Annotated in this window: 12 protein-coding genes; 7 read left to right on the top strand and 5 right to left on the bottom strand. The window is 71.2% G+C overall.

The window, feature by feature from the left end; translation table 11 throughout:
- Nucleotides 1-123 precede the first annotated feature (123 nt).
- Nucleotides 124-819: a hypothetical protein gene (locus EV187_RS18415; RefSeq protein WP_165391210.1), complete on the bottom strand. Its 696-nt coding sequence runs from the start codon at nt 817-819 to the stop codon at nt 124-126.
- A gap of 177 nt (nt 820-996) precedes the next feature.
- Between EV187_RS18415 and EV187_RS14455 the strand changes: the two genes are divergently transcribed.
- Complete coding sequence (locus EV187_RS14455) at nt 997-2,508, top strand: DUF2868 domain-containing protein (protein ID WP_130353746.1); 1,512 nt, start codon at nt 997-999, stop codon at nt 2,506-2,508.
- On the top strand, nt 2,505-4,037 hold the full coding sequence (locus EV187_RS14450) for a DUF3482 domain-containing protein (RefSeq protein ID WP_130353745.1): 1,533 nt from the start codon (nt 2,505-2,507) through the stop codon (nt 4,035-4,037). The genes EV187_RS14455 and EV187_RS14450 overlap by 4 nt, the downstream gene beginning before the upstream one ends.
- 62 nt (nt 4,038-4,099) lie before the next feature.
- On the opposite strand, the gene EV187_RS14445 is transcribed toward EV187_RS14450, so the two are convergent.
- On the bottom strand, nt 4,100-8,320 hold the full coding sequence (locus EV187_RS14445) for an nSTAND1 domain-containing NTPase (RefSeq protein WP_130353744.1): 4,221 nt from the start codon (nt 8,318-8,320) through the stop codon (nt 4,100-4,102).
- Nucleotides 8,321-8,452: 132 nt separating this feature from the next.
- Here EV187_RS14445 and EV187_RS14440 point away from each other — a divergent pair, with 132 nt between their 5' ends.
- Nucleotides 8,453-9,214, top strand: a complete 762-nt coding sequence (locus tag EV187_RS14440) for a hypothetical protein (RefSeq protein WP_130353743.1) — start codon at nt 8,453-8,455, stop codon at nt 9,212-9,214.
- A 214-nt stretch (nt 9,215-9,428) separates the two neighbouring features.
- Nucleotides 9,429-9,674: a hypothetical protein gene (locus tag EV187_RS14435; RefSeq protein ID WP_130353742.1), complete on the top strand. Its 246-nt coding sequence runs from the start codon at nt 9,429-9,431 to the stop codon at nt 9,672-9,674.
- A 167-nt stretch (nt 9,675-9,841) separates the two neighbouring features.
- On the opposite strand, the gene EV187_RS14430 is transcribed toward EV187_RS14435, so the two are convergent.
- Both EV187_RS14430 and EV187_RS14425 read right to left on the bottom strand, forming a co-directional pair.
- Nucleotides 9,842-10,516 carry an O-methyltransferase gene (locus EV187_RS14430; RefSeq protein ID WP_130353741.1) on the bottom strand — a complete coding sequence of 225 codons (675 nt, stop codon included), beginning with the start codon at nt 10,514-10,516 and terminating at the stop codon, nt 9,842-9,844.
- A 294-nt stretch (nt 10,517-10,810) separates the two neighbouring features.
- Nucleotides 10,811-11,080, bottom strand: a complete 270-nt coding sequence (locus EV187_RS14425) for a DUF1876 domain-containing protein (protein WP_130353740.1) — start codon at nt 11,078-11,080, stop codon at nt 10,811-10,813.
- A gap of 363 nt (nt 11,081-11,443) precedes the next feature.
- Between EV187_RS14425 and EV187_RS14420 the strand changes: the two genes are divergently transcribed.
- Nucleotides 11,444-12,856 carry an HNH endonuclease signature motif containing protein gene (locus EV187_RS14420; protein ID WP_130353739.1) on the top strand — a complete coding sequence of 471 codons (1,413 nt, stop codon included), beginning with the start codon at nt 11,444-11,446 and terminating at the stop codon, nt 12,854-12,856.
- Nucleotides 12,857-12,936: 80 nt separating this feature from the next.
- On the opposite strand, the gene EV187_RS14415 is transcribed toward EV187_RS14420, so the two are convergent.
- A complete protein-coding gene (locus EV187_RS14415) occupies nt 12,937-14,001 on the bottom strand; it encodes an NADP-dependent oxidoreductase (protein ID WP_341272760.1) in 1,065 nt (354 codons plus the stop codon).
- Between the two features lie 105 nt (nt 14,002-14,106).
- Here EV187_RS14415 and EV187_RS14410 point away from each other — a divergent pair, with 105 nt between their 5' ends.
- Nucleotides 14,107-14,616, top strand: coding sequence for a MarR family winged helix-turn-helix transcriptional regulator (locus EV187_RS14410; RefSeq protein ID WP_130353738.1), 510 nt, complete (start codon nt 14,107-14,109; stop codon nt 14,614-14,616).
- Nucleotides 14,617-14,865: 249 nt separating this feature from the next.
- Nucleotides 14,866-18,657, top strand: a complete 3,792-nt coding sequence (locus EV187_RS14405) for a rhamnogalacturonan lyase family protein (protein WP_130353737.1) — start codon at nt 14,866-14,868, stop codon at nt 18,655-18,657.
- Nucleotides 18,658-18,661: the final 4 nt, after the last annotated feature.

Genomic DNA, 18,661 nt, shown 5'->3' with positions numbered 1-18,661 from the left:
GCACGACGGACAAAGCGCGACGCCGCGCTCGCCTCTGGGCTGGAAGTGGCTGTGTCGGTCGGATGTGGTGGAGCCGTGATGCATTTCGCCGGGTAACGAGGGTGGACGCGGTCCAATGGCGCTCTATGCGCCCTTGTCAGGCTCGACCCGAGCCTCCGTACGCGACCAGTAGAGAGTCTGCCGGAGTGGGTAGGGCTGCCGCTGCGTTCGGGCGGTGAAGTCGCGATCCAACGCCGCCACGAATGGTGCTTCGGCAGGAATCTGAGTGCGGCCACTCATCAATCGGATGTCAGCCTCCAGCCGCACCCGAAGATCCTCGATCATCTCGTGGAGCAGATCGAGCAGTCTATCGACGAGGCGCCGGAAGTCCTCGACGATGGTCCACGGAAGCGGCTGGCCCAATGTCGGCCCCCACACGGTTGGCTTTCCGCCCTGACTCCGGTCGATGACGACGAGGGGCCACGTCATGGAGAGCTCACTTTGCGAGTGAGCGACTGTGGTGTTGCGGTACGTACGAATGGTCTGGTGGAGTGCGGTGAACTCTGCAGGGGTGGCGATGTGGCTCTCCAGCGATCGAGTTCCGCGCACCGATGAGGTGACGAATGCCCGGCAGTAGGCGACAACAGCCGAGTCGACAAGGAATCCAGCGGTGTCTGCCTCCTCGCGTTCATAGAACTCGGTCGCGAGCCCTAGAGCGGTCGCCGCGGGTGAGAGATCTCCCCCTGCGAAGTGGCTCAGCTCGACGAAGAGACGCGTCTCGGGCGAGTCGGGAACCAACCCGAACTCAAACCGTTGCTCGTTGTGCCGATCGTCTGTCACGCCGCTCAGCATAGGCGCGTCGCATTCCGTGAGTCTCGCTGCGCTTAGCCGCCAGTAGCTCGTTGCGTTAACTCGGATCCTCAACTTCAGCTGCGCATCAACTCGGCAGTCTGTACATGGCTGATCGCGGGCAGCCATCACACCGCAATGTGGCTACCCCGGAATAGACTCCGCGATATGGACGAGTCCGCCGCCCTCGACACGACCGCGGCGCGCGCCGTCGAGACGGCCGACCGCGATCGCGTGCTGTGGACGGATGCCGACCGCGAGTGGGCGAGTCGGGCGGCGGCGGCCATCGTGGGGGAGCGGGCGAGCGCCGAGGTGTTCCTCGGGCGGCGCGCGCAGCTCGTGCTCGAGCGCATCGGCACGCGCCAGCCCGCCGTGACGCGCACGGTGCGCGGCATCCGGTGGCGGCCGTGGGTGGGCGTCGTGACGGTGGTCGCCGCGTTCGCGTTCGGCGTGCTCATCGACCGGGTCGGTGGCGGGTCGAGCATCAACCTGCTCGCCCCGCCCGTGTTCGCGCTCGTCGCGTGGAACCTGGTCGTGTACGTCTGGCTGCTCGTGCGTCCGCTGGTGCTCCGCGGCGGGGCGGTCGGCCCGCTGCGAGCGCTCGTGATCCGCATCGCGTCGGTGCGCGGCGGCCTCGGCGACAGCAGCCGAGCGGATGCCGGGACCGCCGCCCGCCGCACCGTGCTCGCCGCGCTGCCCCGCGAGTGGGCGCGCGTCGCCGCACCGCTGTACGGCGCGCGCGCCGCGCGGGCGCTGCACCTCGCGGCGGCCGCGACCGCGCTCGGCGTGCTCGCCGGCCTGTACACGCGCGGGCTTGCGTTCGAGTACCGCGCGTCGTGGGAGAGCACGTTCCTCGGCGCCGAGCAGGTGCACGCGCTCCTCTCCGTGACACTCGCGCCGGGCTCCTGGCTCACCGGCATCCCGGTGCCCGACGTCGCCGCGATCGAGGCGATCCGCGCGCCCGCGAGCGAGAACGCCGCGATGTGGATGCACCTCATGGCCGGCACGGTCGCGGTCGTCGTCATCATCCCGCGGCTGGTGCTCGCCATCGTCGCGGGGCTGGTCGAGCGGCGTCGCGCCAAGAACGTCGCGCTGCCGCTCGATGAGCCGTACTACCGCCGGCTCGTCGCCGCGTGGGTGGGCGAGCCCGCGCGAGTGCGCGTCATCCCGTACAGCTACACCCTCACGTCCGAGGCGCGGGCGGGGCTCGAGGCGATCCTCGCGCGGGCCTACGGCAACGCCGCCCCGGCCGTCGACGAACCCGTCGGGTGGGGCGACGACGAATGGGTGGGTCCGGTGACGGCTGCCGCGGGCACGGGGTTCGCGGGCGGGCCCGAGATCCGCCTGCCGCTGTTCAGCCTCACGGCCACGCCCGAAGCCGATGCGCACGGCGCGTTCCTCAGGCAGCTCGGCGCCGCGACCGGCGGCGGCGGTGCGGCATCTGGACCCACCGTCGTGCTCGTCGATGAGTCCGCGTTCGTGGCTCGCTGGGGTGGCGGTGACGCCCGCCGCGAGGAGCGTCGCGCCGTGTGGCGCGAGCTGGTCAAGGCACACGGCGGCGTGCCGGTGTTCGTCGACCTCGCCGACCCCGACCTGGCGGCGGCCGAGGCGCAGCTCGCCGACGCGGCATCCGCGCACGACGGCGAAGCGACGACGCAAGACCCGAGGCGACGGGCATGAGCGAGCACGCGGCATCCGCTGGGCTGAATCAGCAGGCGAGCGGGCGCGAGATACCCGGCCTCGACGCCGGCGCCGTGTCGCTCTCGCTCATCTCGCACACCAACGCGGGCAAGACGACGCTCGCGCGCACGCTGCTCGGACGCGACGTCGGCGAGGTGCGCGACGCCCCGCACGTCACCGCCGAGGCGACGCCGTTCCCGCTCGTGCAGACGACCGACGGCGACCTGCTCACGCTGTGGGACACCCCGGGCTTCGGTGACAGCGTGCGGCTCGCGCGCCGGCTGCGGCAGGACGGGAACCCCATCGGGTGGTTCCTGTCGCAGGTGTGGGACCGCTACCAGGACCGCGTGCTGTGGCTCAGCCAGCTCGCCGTGCGCAACGTCGCCGAGCAGGCCGACGTGGTGCTCTACCTCGTGAACGCGGCCGAGGCGCCCGCCGACGCCGGCTACCTCGCCCCCGAGCTCGAGGTGCTCGACTGGATCGGCAAGCCCGTGCTCGTGCTGCTGAACCAGACCGGTCCGCCGCGCGAGCGGACCGCTGAAGAAGCGGATGCCGCGCGCTGGCGTGCCGCGCTCGCCGCATCCGGCCACGTGCGCGAGGTGCTCGCCTTCGACGCGTTCGCCCGCTGCTGGGTGCAGGAGTTCACGCTCTTCGCGGCGATCGAACCGCTGGTGCCGGATGCCTCGCGGCCGGCCTTCACCCGATTGTCGGCCGCCTGGCGCGACCTCCGCATGGACGAGTTCGACGCCGCCATCGCCGCGCTCGCCGGGCCGATCGCGCGGGCGGCCGCCGATCGGGTGACGCTGCCGACGGAGCCGCTCGCGAAGCGGGTGGGCGGCTCGCTCGGCCTGCCGAGCCCGGCGCGAACGCAGTCGCGAGCGGATGCCGCGGAGCAGATGGCCGCTCGCCTGCAGGCCGACCTGCGGCAGGGCATGGAGCGGCTCATCGCGATCCACCGACTCGAGGGGCGGGCCGCCGACGAGGTGCTCGAGCGGGTGGCGGGCGACATGCACGTCGATGCGCCGCTCGACACGACGCGCACGGCCGCCGTCGGTGGCATCATCTCGGGCGCGCTCACGGGCCTCGGCGCCGACCTCATCGCCGGCGGGCTCACGTTCGGTGCCGGCATGATCGTCGGCGCGATCCTCGGTGCGCTCGGGGGCGCGGGCGTCGCGGAAGGTGTCAACGTCGTGCGCGGCCGCGACGAGTCGAGCCTGCGGTGGGAGGCGGCGTTCCTCGACGGGCTGGTGACCTCAGCCCTGCTGCGCTACCTGGCGGTCGCGCACTACGGCCGCGGCCGGGGCGCTTGGCACGAGGGCGAGTATCCGCCGCACTGGAGGCCGATGGTCGTCGAGGCGGTGGTGGCCGACCAGGATCGGCTGGCGGTGCTCTGGTCGCGACGCGGCGAGGGGTCGGAAGCGCTGCAACGGGAGCTCGAGGAGGTGCTCGGCGATATCGCGCTCGGCCTGCTCGACGACCTCTACCCGGGTGCGCTCGACGACGACGGGTCGGTCACCACCGGGGCGTGAGCGCCGGCCGGATCGTGGAAGAAAGCCGGGTTCCGTGACCAGCGCCACCGCAACGGCACGCGCTACCTGGCGTGCACCGCGTCTCCGCATGTCTCGCGGTACTCGCCGAGATCGGCGAGGTAGGTCGACCATTCCGTGGGCGAGAGATCGCGGCCTGCGACGTGGCAGGCGGCGGTCGCGAGGTGGTCGGGCTCGAGGTCCCAGCGGACGATGCCGTTCGCATCGGTGACGACCAGTGCCGTGCCATCCGGTTGCATGAAGGCCGGGTAGATGAAGGGCGCGCTCGTCGAGATCGGATCGCCCAGGCGCGTGCCGGTCGCGACGTCGTAGAGCGAGGCGGTCTGATCGTTGGACGTCGCGAGCAGGAGTGCGCCGTCGTCGCTGAACTGCAGGGTGTTGACCTCGCCGCTCGCCCCGGCGAGTTCGCCCAGCGGCTCGAGGGTGTCGAGGTCGTAGCGCGTGATCGCACCGCCCGACGTGCCCATCAGCGTGCCGTCCAGGCTGACGCTGGTGAGGAATGCCCCTGGGGCGGGGCCCGCGAGCACGCGCCCCGCCGCATCGAAGACGACCGTTCGGGATCCACTCTCCGTCGCCGAGCTCACCACCACCCGCTCGCCTCCGCGGGTCGCCGAGACCGACCAGACGTGACCATCCACCTGCATCGTCGGACCGACGAGGGTCCGGCTGACGGCATCGATCGCCTGAACCTGCCCGTTGGCGCCGCCGCAGTACGCGCGGCTCCCGTCAGCGGAGGGCCAGATGTGATCGCACTCGCCCCCGATGCGAGGGCCGTCGACGAGCGATCGGCCGTCGGTGTCGTACCAGCGGAGGAGACCAGCCGACGTGTCCATCCCGCTGAGCAGGCCGCGTCCGACCCAGCCGATGCCCTGGAGTTGGTTCTGCAGATCCTGCGGGATGTCGTCGAGCATCCGATCCTCATCGACATCCCACAGCGCGTAATCGGTGAAGTCGTCGTCGATCGTGGCCTCCGCCGGCCGTCGGGCCACCAGCAGCGTGTCATCTTCGTACCCGAAGCGGTCCATCGCCGCGTAGCCGTCCGCGATGCGGGTGGTCACCGGCCCGCTGCCGTCGAGTCGCCACCTGGTGATGGCCGGGGTCTCCGCGCCGAAGACGACCAGCTCCGATCCGTCAGGCGTGACGGCGAGGTCGCCCACATCGCCGAGTTGCGTGTCGAGGATTCGGCCGGTGCGCTGACCGGTGAGACGGTCGCGTTCCTCGATCTCTCCGTAGTGGCTGCCGCAGTAGAGGCGCTCGGTCGCGACGGACGCGGCGAACCACGGGCACGGATCCGGGTTGACGCCCCCGAGGCCGACCGTCCAGCGCGGCGTTCCAGACGTGGAGTCGAGGGCGACGAGCCCCGCAGTCCCGGCGGCGACGAGCACGCCGTCGGACCCGATCGCGAGGTGCCGGTTCGAGTGCCCGGTCGGGACGTCCAGTGTCGCGTCCAGCTCCCCCGTGTCGGCGCGGAAGGCACGGATGGGTCCGGCTGCCGATCCGGCGTACAGGCGTCCGTCCTGCCCGAAGGTCACCGCACTGGTCGCCGCCCAGCCGGGACCAGCGGAGGGAACCGGGAGTCCCGGAACTACTCCGACGAGGCGTTGCTCCTCGACGTCGTAGAGCATGACGACGCCACTCCCGCCTCCTACGACGCCGACCGACGTGCCATCCGGCGAGATCGCAACACCTCCGGGACCGTCGGGCGTCACGATCGGCCCGACCAGCGCCTCGCCGGATTCCAGGTCGTACACCACGAACGCGCCGCAGGTCCCGCCTTCGGTGATCCCGCCGTCGTCGCCGCACTCGGCCTGCGGAACGGCGACGAGCACCGCCGCCCGGCTCCCGTCCGCGCTGACCGACACCCCGCTGCCGTGCACGGGCCCGTGGCCTTCCGGCATCTCGATGGCCGCGACCACCCGTCCCGTTGCGACGTCCACGATCGCCGGACGCGTCCCGTCTCGCGCCACGAGCGCCAGGCTTCCTCCGGGGAGCATCGCGCCGCGAAGCGACCTGGCATCGTCGAGGTAGTCGTTCCCGACGATCCCCACATCCGTCGTGAACGTGCCCAGGAGTGCGCCGGTCACTCGCGGGTCATCCGGCCAGCGACGGTGCGCTTCCACTGCGAGGAGCGCCGCGATGTCGCGGTCGGTGCTGCGGAGTGCCAGTGAGCGGTTCACGATCGCCTCGATCGTGGCCTGCTCCGCCTGGTCGCGCGCGTCGGCTCCCTGTCGCTGGGCGACGACGACCGCACCCACCGTCACGAGGAGCAGGGCGGCGGACGCAGCGAGGAGGATGCGCAGGCGACGGTTCTGCCGCGCTTCGCGCCTGGCCTGCTCGCGCATCGCGTCCTGCTCGGATGCCGAACGAGCCATCGATGCATCGAGGAAGTCGCGCTCCGCCGCGGTGAGATCGGGCGAACCGGCCTCCCGATACTCCTCAGCCGCCTGCAGGCGAGCGCCGCGATAGAGCTCGCTGTCGGGCCGCCCGAGGCTCTCCCATCCCTCCGCGGCCGCCGAGAGATGGCGGAGGAGGCGGAGGCCGGCAGCATCCTCGTCCAGCCACGACCGGAGTCTTGGCCACGCCCGCGCGAGGGCCTCGTGGGAGATCTCCAATGCGCCGTCCTCGGCCGTGACGAGTCGGGCGGCGATGAGTCGAGAGACGACCTCGTCCCATTCCGGGTTCTTCTGCAGCGCGCCGCTCGCCACCCGGGACCGCATCGGCAGCCCGTCGACCGAGGGGACGACGAGACGCAACAGCACCGAACGGACGGCGCGACGCTGCGGTTCCGCCAGGCTCTCGTACACCCGGTCGGCCGTGCGAGCCACGGCCCCCCGGATGCCGCCCGACGCACGGTACGCCTCCACGGTGAGCACGTTCCCGTCGCGGCGTTGCCACGTCTCGGCGAGGGCGTGCGACATCATGGGCAGTGCCCCGGGCTCGTCCTCGGTGTCGCGCATCACGAGGTCGACCAGACCCGGCTCCACGCGTAGGCCGGCCTCGATCGCGGGGCGTTCGATCGCCTCGCGCAACGCCGGTCCGATCGGCGCCGTGACGAAGTGGAGGTTCTCCTCGGCGAGCCGGCCGATCGCCGGTTCGATGCCGAGGGCCGCGAGCTGGTCCGCGCGCACGACGATGATCATGAGCGCTCGGGATGCCGCATGCTGAGCGAGCGCGGAGAGATCCGACCGCACCGTGTCGGGCGGTCGATCCCCCAGAAGGGCGTGCTCGAACTGATCGATGATGAGCACGGTCGACGCATCCGATCCGTCCGGCACCTCGATCGCGCCGGTGGGGCCCGGGACGGTCACGCGGCACCGGCGGCCCCGGCGCTCGAGCGCGGGCACGAGCCCAGCCCGGACGAGCGACGACTTCCCGGATCCAGAGGGCCCGGCGATGACCAGGAGTCCCGTCGCCCCGCTTCGCTCGAGCAACTCGGCGACGTCGGCGTCGCGGCCGAAGAGCTGGTCCCCGACGCCCAACGGCGCGAGCCCCTTGTACGGGCAGGACGTCGAGACCGGGCGTGGCTCCGCGATGTCGTCGAGCGAGGCGTCCTGATGGAGGATCCGCTGCTCGAGGCCCAGCAGATCGGGACCCGGATCGATGCCGAGCTGCTCGCGAAGCAGCATCCGGGCCCGATGGATGGACTCGAGCGCGTCGGCCTGGCGGCCGCACCGATACTGCGCGAGCGCGAGCCCTGCCCATCGGCGTTCCCGCAGCGGATCCTGCGCGACCAAGGCGCCGGCCTCGCCGACGGCTTCCCGGTGCTGGCCGAGCGCGAGGTGCGCATCGAGCAGGTCGTCCTCGGCGGAGCGGATGACTTCGATGAGCCGTTCGGCTTCGGTCGCGGCCGGTGGCCAGTGCTCGATCGCACGATACGGCTCGCCGCGCACCAGGGCGAGCGCCCGTGCCAGTGCGGTCGCGGCGCGGTCCGCTTCGCCGGTCGCGAGGAACTCACGTCCGCGTGCGATGAGCTCCTCGAGTCGATCGGCATCGACCGTCACCCGGTCCATGGCCAGGAGATAGCCGCCGTCGCGCGAAGTCTGGATCGCATCGTGAGAGAGGGCCTTTCGCAGGCGGACGATGCAGATCTGCACCTGCTTGCTCCACGTCGTCGGCGGGTTCTCGCCCCATGCCGCCTCCGCGAGGTCAGCGGGGTACACCGTCCGGCCGCCTCGCACGACCAGTGCGGCCAGCACGTTCCGGTCGCGTGGCCGGAGTGCCTGACCGCCGTCGACCTCGACCGGACCGAGCACGCGGATGCTCACGCGACGATCATCCGCCTGCGGTGTGCTCGCGTCAATGCGGCGGAAACCGGATGGATACCGGCGGAAGCCGCGGGGAAACCGTGCCGCAGAGAGTGGGATACCACAGCCGATTCACCCGGGAAGGACAACCTCATGTACACGCGCACCGCCGCATCCGGCGCCCTCGTCGCCGCGGCCTTCATCGCACTGCTCAGCGGGTGCTCGTCGCCGAGCTCCGACGCCGCCGCCCCGAGTTCAGGACCAGCCGTCGACGGCTCCGGATCGAACTCGTCGGGCGCGTCGTTCTGCCCGAACCCCCACGGCGGCAGTTGCCTCGGCCCGCTCACCGCCGGCGAATACCGCACGACCACGTTCGAACCGCAGATCGACTACACCGTTCCCGACGGGTGGACGAACTTCGAGGACCTGCCGGGCAACTTCTGGCTCTTCCAGCAGCAGGACAGCCAGGAGAGCGCACGTGGTGGCAGCTACCTCGGCATCTACAGCAACATCCACGCGGCTGCGATCGACTGCAGGGAGGCGTGGCAGGACGGCGTCGGGATCACGCCGACGGAGCTGGTGGACTGGTACCAGTCGGTCCCAGGTCTCATCGTGTCCGAGCCGCTGCCGGTCACCGTCGGGGGGCTCGAAGGGCTCCAGGTCGACCTCTCGCTCGAGCCGGGCGTGGCGACCTGCAGCTTCGATGGCAACGTGGGGATCCCGCTCATCATCGGGGACGGCGTCTCGGATCTTCATCACGTGATCCTCCACGACCTCGACGTTCGGCTCGTCCTCCTCGAATGGGGCGACGGCAACGTGACGCTCGAGATCACCAACGCCGTGGCGCAGCACAGCCCCGAGGAGTTCCGATCCCAGCTGCAGCCGGTCATCGACTCGTTGGTGTTCCAGCAGTGAGGATCGAGCGTCCGGCGACGCCGCCCGCGGCATCCGGAGTACTCATCCCCGGCAGCATGCCGTCTCGGTAGGTGATCAGCCGCGGCATCCGTGACCTCGGTACCGTGCCGCCGAGATCTCGGTAGTCGTTGCGGATTCCCGCGAGCCCCTGCGAGAGGAGTGTGGTCTCAGGCCGGAAACACGGCCACCACTCGTATCCGAAGGGATCGGAATCATGGACCTCGCCTACGACTACCTGGCCCTCACCACGCATGAGCGCAACGTCGCAGCGGCGGACCGCATCAACGCGTATCGCCGCCGGGTGGCGGAGCGCCGGGCGCTCGACGCCGCGTCGAGCGCGAACACGTCGCCCGACCGTACGTCGGCCCAGACCGGGCACTCCACCTGGTCTCGGGCGCTGCGGGCGCTCACCCCGAGCCACTCGCACGGGCACGACGCCGCGCTCCCAAGTCAGCCGTGACGGCAGACGCCCACGCACGACTCGATGACGACTCTGACCGAAAGGAGGTGCGCGATGTTCGCAACCATGCTCATGCTCGGACTGCTTGCAGCGACGGCGATCACGTCGGCGCTGGTGCAGTTCTCACGTGACGGCTACCGCCGCACGCCCGCCATCTAGCGGCTCCTTCACACGACGATCGCGATCGCGACCCCGTCCCACCCCTTCGCGCCGACGGTCTGCAGGGCGGTGGCATCCACCCGCGGGTCGCTGCCCAGGAGCTCGAGCGCCCGCTGGGTGCCGACGACCATCGGGTCGTCGGCACCCGGGTCGGCGACGTCGCCCGAGCGGCCGACGTTGTCGACGACGATGACGGTGCCCGGATGCCCCAGGCGGATCGCCCAGTCGAGGTAGATCGTGTTCGACTCCTTGTCGGCGTCGATGAACACCAGGTCGAAGGGCTCGCCGCCACGCTCCGCGATGCGCGGCAGCGTGTCGGCGGCACGGCCCACGATGATCTCGACCCGGTCTGACACGCCGGCCCGTTCGAGGTTGGCGCGGGCCACGTCGGCGTGGCGCTGCTCGAGCTCCAGCGTCACCACGCGACCATCGCCGCGGATGCCTCGGGCGAGCCAGATCGTCGAGTAGCCGCCGAGCGTGCCCACCTCGAGCACGCGGCGCGCCCCCGTCATGCGCGCGAGCAGGTGCAGGAGCTTGCCGGCGAGCGGCGTGACCTCGATCGCGGGGAGGCCCGCAGCGAGGGAATCGGTTTGCGCCTCGGTCAGGGCCTGGTCGTCGTCGAGCAGGGTCGCGGCGAGGTAGTCGTCGACCCGACGCCAGTTCTCAGGGGTGGAGTCAGCCATGCCGCCAGCCTCGTCGCGGCGGCGTGGGTGCGTCAACCGGCGGGTCGCCGGGTGGTGGGGTGCTGCTCCTAACTGCTCGTAGCTGCTCGAAGCTGCTCGGCATCCGCGCGGCTGCCGCTCGGGCTGCGCGGCGCTGCAAATCGGGCGGAGCATCCGCTCGCTTCGCTTTGGCCCGCACGGCATCGCAATCGGACGGGGCATCCGCGCGCTTCGCTCGGCACACGCGGAATCGCAACAACGCGGCGCTCGCGCAATCGGGCGCGGCATCCGCTCGCTTCGCCCGGGCCGCACGCGCTACCGGTGCAGGTGCGCCGACTCGCCCGTGGCGCCCTCGATGTCCTTCTCCGTCGTGTGCAGCAGTCGCTCGGCGAGGTTGCGCAGCGCGCGCGCGACGGCGAGCTCGTCGCCGATCTCGGGCACGCTCGGATCGAGCGGGTTGCGCTGCGCCTGGCCGACGCCGGTCACATCCTGACCGCCGGGTGTCGTCAGGCTGACGTGCGCCAACGTGGTGTCTTCGAGCTCGTCGATGTCGACGGTGATGCTCCACTGCTTCGTCGCAGACATGGAACTCACCACCCTCCCCGGTCTGGTTCCACGTTCAGCGTACCGACCTCCCGCGCCCGCGGCGAGGGTTCAGGATCATGCGGGCTGGCCGGTAAAGCGGGCGGCGGATGTCGCTGACGAGATGCTCCTCCTCGGCAGCCGATGGCCGGCAGACGCCGTGATCGATCGGCGGGGCGGACCCTCTCAGAGCGCCTCGCCCATGACTCGGAGCGGGCACGCTGAGGGCTCCGCCATCGCTCATGGCCTCATCATGCCCGGGCCCGTCACTTGTCCTCAACAGGCTCGCATGGACTGCAGTTATTCACAGCCTGATCAGGCAGTTCTCGCTCGTTCAATGTCGGTGGGTGCTGGCACGATGGCGGTATGGAAGGCTTCCGCGACGCACTCGAGCAGGTCCGCTCGGTGCTGCTCGCCGCATCGGAGGCGGCCCCTCCCGGGTTGTACTCCGACACCGAGCTGCTGGGCGCGATGCGAGAACTCGAGTCGCTCGGCCGCCTGGTCGATGCACGACGCCTCGAGTTCGCGGGCGAGGTCGCCGAGCGGTCGCGGCGCGAGCTCGGCGGCGAGCGACTGTCGGCTCGCATGGGCTGCCGGTCCGCGTCCGAGCTCGTCGAGCGGGTCACGCAGGTGTCCGGCGCCGAGGCGCGGCGACGCGTTGCGGTCGGCGCAGCCACGCGGGCCCGGGTCGGGTTCTCGGGCGAGCCGGTCGAGGCGCAGTTCCCCATCGTCTCCACGTGGCTGATGGCGGGCGAGCTCGGGGCGGACGCGGCATCCGTCATCGTTCGCGAGCTGGGTCGCGCGGGCACCGTGGCCGACCCCACGGCGCGCGAGGCCGCCGAGCGGTCGCTCGTCGCCGAGGCGATCGGCGCAGGCGAAGGCGGGCCGGTGCGCTGCACGGCCGACGAGCTTCGCATCCAGGCGCGGGCGTGGGCGGCATACCTCGACGCAGACGGACCCGAGCCCGACGACGAACGGGCGATGCGCCGCCGCGGCTTCCGCGTCGGGCGTGCACGCGATGGGCTCATCGCCGTGAGCGGCGAGCTCATGCCCGAGGTCGCTGCCGGGCTCACCCGCCTCTTCGATGCACACCTCGCGCCCCGCGCGGGTGGCGGGTTCCTCACCGATGAGGAGCGTGCCGATCCGGCCACCCAGGCCGAGACGCGAACGCCCGACCAGCAACGACATGACGTGATCGCCGTGATCGTGGCGTCCGCGGCGCGCTCTGGGGAGCATCCCAAGATCGGGGGCGCGCCGCCCACCGTGCTCGTGAGTGTCAGGGCCGCCGACCTGGAATCGGGCCATGGCGTCGCCCACGCCGACGGCGTGGAGATTCCCGTCTCCCTGCGCGCCGCGCGGCACCTGATGTGCACGGGCGGCATCCAGACGGTCGTCGTCGACGACGCAGGAGCCATCCTGCAGCTCGGTTCTCCCGAGCGGTGCTTCACGCCGCATCAACGTCGCGCGATCACGCTCCGCGACGGCGGATGCATCATCCCCGGGTGCACCGTTCCGGCGGCGTGGTGTGAGATCCACCACGTCATCCCCGACGAATCGGGCGGGCCGACCCACCCCGACAACGGGGTGATGCTCTGCTGGTTCCACCACCGAACGATCGACACGTCGGGGTGGCAGATCCGGATGCTGCGGGGCGTACCGCACATCCGGCCCCCGGCGTGGCTCGACCCCGGCGGCACCTGGCGCATTGCGACGAAGTCACCGACACGCATCGCCGATCAACTGCGACGACGACGCGAGCGCAGCCAGCCGGCTGCCTGAACGCGTGCGTGCATTCAGGCGACGTTGTTCGGGCCCGGCGCGGCAGCCTCCACGCTGCACCGGGCCCGGTCAGCGTCGCCCTACCGCGGGTCGCCGCCGTCGCCGTTGCGCTCGCGGTCGCCGTCGCTGTCACGCGACGGCGTGAGCACCACCTTGCCGCGGAGCTCGCCGGCCTCGCCGAGGCGGTGCACCGAGGCGAGTTCCTCGAGCGGGTAGCGCGCACTCACGTCGACCCGCAGGTCGCCGGAGTCGACGAGCTGCACCAGGCGCGCCAGCTGCGCGGCATCGCTGCGCACGAACAGGCTCACCGCGCGGACGTCGGTGCCCGCGGGCGCCACGCCGGGCGTCGTCGTGGAGACGAAGACGCCGCCGGGCTTCACGAGCGAGACGAGCGTCGCGGTCTCCTCGGGCGACGTGCGCACGAGGTTCACGACGACGTCGACCGGCTCGCTCACGGCGTCGACCACGGGCGTGGCCGTGTAGTCGATCACCTGCGCGGCGCCCCGAGCCGCGACCGCGTCACGGCTTCGGGCGCTGGCGGTGGCGATCACCGTCGCGCCGGCCGCGGCGGCGAGCTGCACGGCGATGCCGCCGACACCGCCGCCCGCGCCGTTCACGAGCACACGCTGCCCAGCACGAACATCGGCGTGCTCGACGACGGCCTGCCAGGCGGTGAGCCCGCTCGAGGCCAGCGCCGCGGCATCCGCCAACGGAATGGACTGCGGCGCAGCGGCGATCAGCTCGGCGGGCACGATGGCGTACTCGGCGGAGGCGCCGGGCCGGGTCATCGGCAGGAACGCGACGACGTCTCGGCCGACCAGGTCGAGCGAGACCCCCTCACCGACGGCGATGACGGTGCCGCTCACGTCGATGCCTGGCACGTGCGGCAGGTCGACGGGGAACACCTCCGCCAGGAAGCCAGCGCGCAACGTGGCGTCGACCGGGTTGAAGGTCGTGCCGGCGACCCGGACGAGCGCCTCGCCGGGGCCGGCCTCGGGTCGGGGGAGCTCGACGGTCTCGAGCACGGTGGGCTGACCGTACCGGGTGAACTGGATGGCACGCATGGTGGTGGGTCCGTTCGTGGTGGGCGTCGGGGTGAGTCCTCGGATTGCGGAGCCGGAAGTGGTGGTGTCTGAGACGGACATGTGGAATAACTCCTTCGAATTCGAACTACCTGTCACGATCGGGCAACGTGCGCCACGCCCCATCTATTTCCAATTCGAACCAAATTGGTGCCATAGGATTCGGGCATGACGGACCCCACCGTTCCGCCGAGCCTGCCCCGGGAGTTCGGCGTGTACTTCGCGCTGCTCGAGGTGAGCGCCCTCGTGCAGCACGGCGTGGAGGGCCAGCTGCGTCGCGATGGCGGCCTCAGCTTCGTGCAGTTCCAGATCCTCGCGATCCTCGGTGAGGATCCATCGTCGCCGCGCAGCATGACCGATCTCGCCGACCGGCTGGTGCACAGCAGGAGCGGCCTGACCTACCAGGTCGACCGGCTCGAGCGGGCCGGGCTGGTGGTGCGTGCGCCGTCGGAAGCGGACGAACGCGGCGTGAACGTGACGCTCTCTCCCAAGGGCGCCGCCGTGCTCGAGCGGGTGCTTCCCGGCCATGCCGAGGAGGTGCGCGACGTGCTCGTCGATGCCCTCGACACCGGCGACCGCGAGGAGCTCACGCGCCTGCTCCGCCGCGTCCTCCGGCACATGCGATCGCGGCCGCCGCGTTCGGCTCGCCGGTCGCCCGCGGACGGCGTCGAGGCGTGACTGCGTTTCAGCCGGGGCAGTGCTGAGGCTCGAGCGCCTCGAGCGCGCCCGGCGCTGCGGTGTAACCACCTGACGCGAACGACGCCGAGGCGTCACACTCCTCACACCCCTTGACGCACCTCCATCCCGTGAGTCAGGATTGAGACGATTCATCAAGAAAGCGCTTTCCCGCACGATCTCGACTCGAATCACCCGCGGCGAGCACGGACGCTGCGACCCGGCATCAGCACACGATCGAAGGAGATCCACGTGGGTCCAGACGTCCGACATGGCCGCGCGCGAACACTCGTCGCCGCCCTCACCGGGGCGGCGCTCGTCGCCGGCGCCGTCCTCACCGCCTCACCCGCAGCCGCCGCCGACGCCACGAACGTCGACTTCTCGTTCGACTTCGGCGGGCCGGCGACCCCGGTCGCCGCCGGCTTCATCGGCGTGCACCCCGGTACCACCTACAACGCGACCCAGGGCTACGGGTTCACCACCGCGCCGGCCAGCAACGGGTTCCGCGACCGCGGCGGCGACGACCTCCTCAAGCGCGACTTCACCATCGCCAACAACCAGGCGTTCGCCGTCGACGTGCCGAACGGCACCTACGAGGTCACCACCTGGGCGGGCGACCTCATCGCCGGCAACGGCACCAACTTCGACATCGAGGGCACCGCGTTCGCGGGTCCGCGCACGAGCACGGGTGTCGTGCACGAGCAGTACTTCCCCGCCATCACCGTCAGCGACGGGCAGCTCAACGTGCGCGTCACGGGCGGCGACGGGCGCGTCAACGGCATCCGCGTGCAGACCCCGCTGGCCGCACCGGCCGGCCTCGCGGCATCCGACATCGACGCCGTGAACGAGACCATCACGCTCGGCTGGCAGCCGGTGACGGATGCCACGGGCTACGTCGTCTACCGCTCGGCACCCGGCGGCGAGCTCGCCGAGATCGGCCGGGTGACGGATGCCGCGACGACGACGTTCACCGACGCCGACGTGGACCTCGGCGAGTCCTACGACTACGCGGTCGCGACCGTGAAGGGCACGCGCGTGTCGAAGCCGAGCGACCGCGTCGCGGCATCAGTCGTCGACCCCGACGTCGCGAAGCCCGCGGCGCCCACCGGCATCGGGACCGACGCGATCGACCGCGACAGCGTGACGCTGAGCTGGGCCGACCCGGGCGACGCCGTGCTGTGGAAGGTGTTCCGCACCACGCGCGAGGACCTCCCCTTCGAGGAGGTCGGCACCACCACCGAGCCGACGTTCACCGACTCCGACGTGCTCACCACGCGGCCGTACCTGTACCGGCTCGTGGCGCTGAACGCGGGCGGTGTGTCCGAGGCATCCGCCACCTACGCGACCGCGGTCGCGACCACGCTCGTGCGCCAGGCCGAGTACCTCGACCGCGCACCGGTGGCCGTCGCGAACGCCGACGGCGGCGTGTACGTCGGCTGGCGCCTGCTCGGCCTCGACGCGCGCGACCTCGGCTTCAACGTGTACCGCGACGGCGAGCGGGTCAACGACGAGCCGATCACCGGCGCGACGAACCTCGTCGACGCCGACGGCACGACCGAGTCGACCTACCTCGTCACGGCCATCCAGGGCGACCGCGAGATCACCGTCGCCGAGGGCTTCGGCGTGTGGAGCGACCAGTTCCTCGACATCCCGCTCGACAAGCCGGCCGACGCCGTGCTGCCCGAGGGCAAGACGGTCACCTACTGGCCGGGCGACGGCACCGTCGGCGACCTCGACGGCGACGGCGAGTACGAGCTCGTGTTCCTCTGGAACCCGTCGATCTCGAAGGACAACTCGCAGTCGGGCTACACCGGCAAGGTCTACGCCGAGGCGGTGAAGTTCGACGGCACGAGCCTGTGGCGCATCGACCTGGGCGTGAACATCCGCGCCGGCGCCCACTACACGCAGCTCGAGGTGTTCGACTTCGACGGCGACGGCCGTGCGGAAGTGGCGTTCAAGACGGCGGATGGCACCGTCGACGGCGTCGGCACGGTCATCGGCAACCCGAGCGCCGACCACCGCAACTCCAGCGGCTACATCCTCAGCGGGCCCGAGTACCTGACCGTCTTCGACGGGCTGACCGGTGCCGCGATCGACACCGTCGACTACAAGCCGGGCCGCGGCAACGTCGGCGCCTGGGGAGACACGTACGGCAACCGGGTCGACCGGTTCCTCGCCGGCGTCGCGTACCTCGACGGCGAGCACCCGTCGCTCGTCACGAGCCGTGGGTACTACACGCGCACGGTGATCGTGGCGTGGGACCTCGTCGACGGCGAGCTCGTGGAGCGCTGGACGTTCGACTCGAACGTGGCCGGCTCGACCTACGAGGGCCAGGGCAACCACCAGTTCGTGCCCGCCGACGTCGACCGCGACGGCCTCGACGAGATCGTGTTCGGCTCGATGACCATCGACGACGACGGCACGCCGCTCTACAACACCCGGCTCCACCACGGCGACGCGCTGCACGTGAGCGACTTCGTCACCGACCGCCAGGGCCTCGAGGTGTACGCGGTGCACGAGAGCCCCACCGGCAACGGCGGCATCATCGCGTCGATGCGCGACGCCGAGACCGGCGCAGTGATCTGGTCGAACCCCGGCAACAAGGACACCGGACGCGGCGCCGCCGCGGACATCGACCCGGCGCACCCCGGTGCCGAGGCGTGGAACATCGGCGGCGACTTCGCGTGGAACTCGCCGGTCGGCACGCTGAACGCGGCATCCGGCGAGGTGCTCTCGACCGACATCCCGGCGGCGAACTTCGTCACCTGGTGGGACGGCGACCTGACCCGCGAGATCACCGACCACGACTACTCCGAGGCGAACGCCTCGGGCGTGCCCACGATCTCGAAGTGGGACCCGGCCGCCAAGGCAGAGGTCGAGCTGCTGCGCCTCGACGGCACGCTCACGAACAACACCACCAAGGGCAACCCCGTGCTGCAGGCCGACCTGTTCGGCGACTGGCGCGAGGAGCTCGCGGTGCGGTTGGCCGACGGCAGCGGCATCCGGGTGTACACGACGACGGAGGTCACGGCTGCGCGCATCCCGACCCTGATGCACGACTCGCAGTACCGCGTCGGCGTGGCCGGGCAGAACTCGGCGTACAACCAGCCGCCGCACCCGTCGTACTTCATCGGCGCGGGCATGGCGGAACCGCCGGTGCCGTCGATCGCGTACCTCGGTGCTCCGGCGCTCGACGAGACCGCGCCGGCCATCGGCGGCCTGCCGTCGGGCACGGTGGTGGCGGATGCCCCGCTGCAGCTGGGCGTGACGGCCGACGATGCCGAGAGCGGCATCCGTTCGGTGTCGGTCACGATCGGCGACGAGGTCGTGGCACCGGATGCCGCGGTGGACCTCGCCGCGCTCGGGCTCGCCGGCGACGTCGTGGTGACCGTGACCGCGACGAACCACGCCGGACTCACGTCGACGGCGTCGTCGACGCTGCTCGTGGTGCCGGCGACGTCGGCGACGACCGCACCGGGTCGCGGCACGCTCTCGAACACGAGCGGCTGGGAGTACGGGCTGCACGACGGCAATTACGACGTGGTGATGAACCTCTGGCACGGCACGCCGGGCAGCATCTTCCGCCTGTACGAGAATGGCGCCCTCGTGTCGACTCGCGTGCTGGGCGACACCGCTGAGCTGTCGCAGACGACCGGCGTGACGTTCGAGGGCAAGCCGAACGGCACCTACGTCTACACGGGTGAGCTCATCAACGCCCGAGGCACGACGGCGACCACGTCGACCACGGTGAAGGTGACGGATGCCGCGCCGGGCGTGCCCGTGGTCAGCACCGACCAGAAGAAGGGCGCCTCGTCGTTCACCGCCACCGCGAACCTGTGGTGGGGCACGAACGCAACGTCCTACCGGTTCGAGCTCGACGGCGTGGTCGTCGGATCGGGTGAACTGGCGGCGGCCACGCCGTCGGCGCAGGCCGCTTCGGTGAAGCTCACCGGCGTGGCATCCGGAGAGCACACGCTCGTGGCGGTGTTCGCGAACGCGAACGGCGAGACGGCGTCGAAGCCGGTGAAGGTGACCGTGAAGTAGCGGA

The organism is Agromyces ramosus (assembly GCF_004216665.1).
Classification (GTDB): Bacteria; Actinomycetota; Actinomycetes; order Actinomycetales; family Microbacteriaceae; genus Agromyces; species Agromyces ramosus.
The sequence above is the reverse complement of the archived record's forward strand: the minus strand, read 5'-3'. Positions and strand labels throughout refer to the sequence as shown.

What these genes read in the sequence shown, in the direction of transcription:
- EV187_RS14420 (WP_130353739.1), top strand. Translation starts at nt 11,444, where the DNA reads ATGGAAGGCTTCCGCGACGCACTCGAGCAGGTCCGCTCGGTGCTGCTC.
- EV187_RS14410 (WP_130353738.1), top strand. Translation starts at nt 14,107, where the DNA reads ATGACGGACCCCACCGTTCCGCCGAGCCTGCCCCGGGAGTTCGGCGTG.
- EV187_RS14430 (WP_130353741.1), bottom strand. Translation starts at nt 10,516, where the DNA reads ATGGCTGACTCCACCCCTGAGAACTGGCGTCGGGTCGACGACTACCTC.
- EV187_RS14415 (WP_341272760.1), bottom strand. Translation starts at nt 14,001, where the DNA reads ATGTCCGTCTCAGACACCACCACTTCCGGCTCCGCAATCCGAGGACTC.
- EV187_RS14425 (WP_130353740.1), bottom strand. Translation starts at nt 11,080, where the DNA reads ATGTCTGCGACGAAGCAGTGGAGCATCACCGTCGACATCGACGAGCTC.
- EV187_RS14455 (WP_130353746.1), top strand. Translation starts at nt 997, where the DNA reads ATGGACGAGTCCGCCGCCCTCGACACGACCGCGGCGCGCGCCGTCGAG.
- EV187_RS14450 (WP_130353745.1), top strand. Translation starts at nt 2,505, where the DNA reads ATGAGCGAGCACGCGGCATCCGCTGGGCTGAATCAGCAGGCGAGCGGG.
- EV187_RS14440 (WP_130353743.1), top strand. Translation starts at nt 8,453, where the DNA reads ATGTACACGCGCACCGCCGCATCCGGCGCCCTCGTCGCCGCGGCCTTC.
- EV187_RS14435 (WP_130353742.1), top strand. Translation starts at nt 9,429, where the DNA reads ATGGACCTCGCCTACGACTACCTGGCCCTCACCACGCATGAGCGCAAC.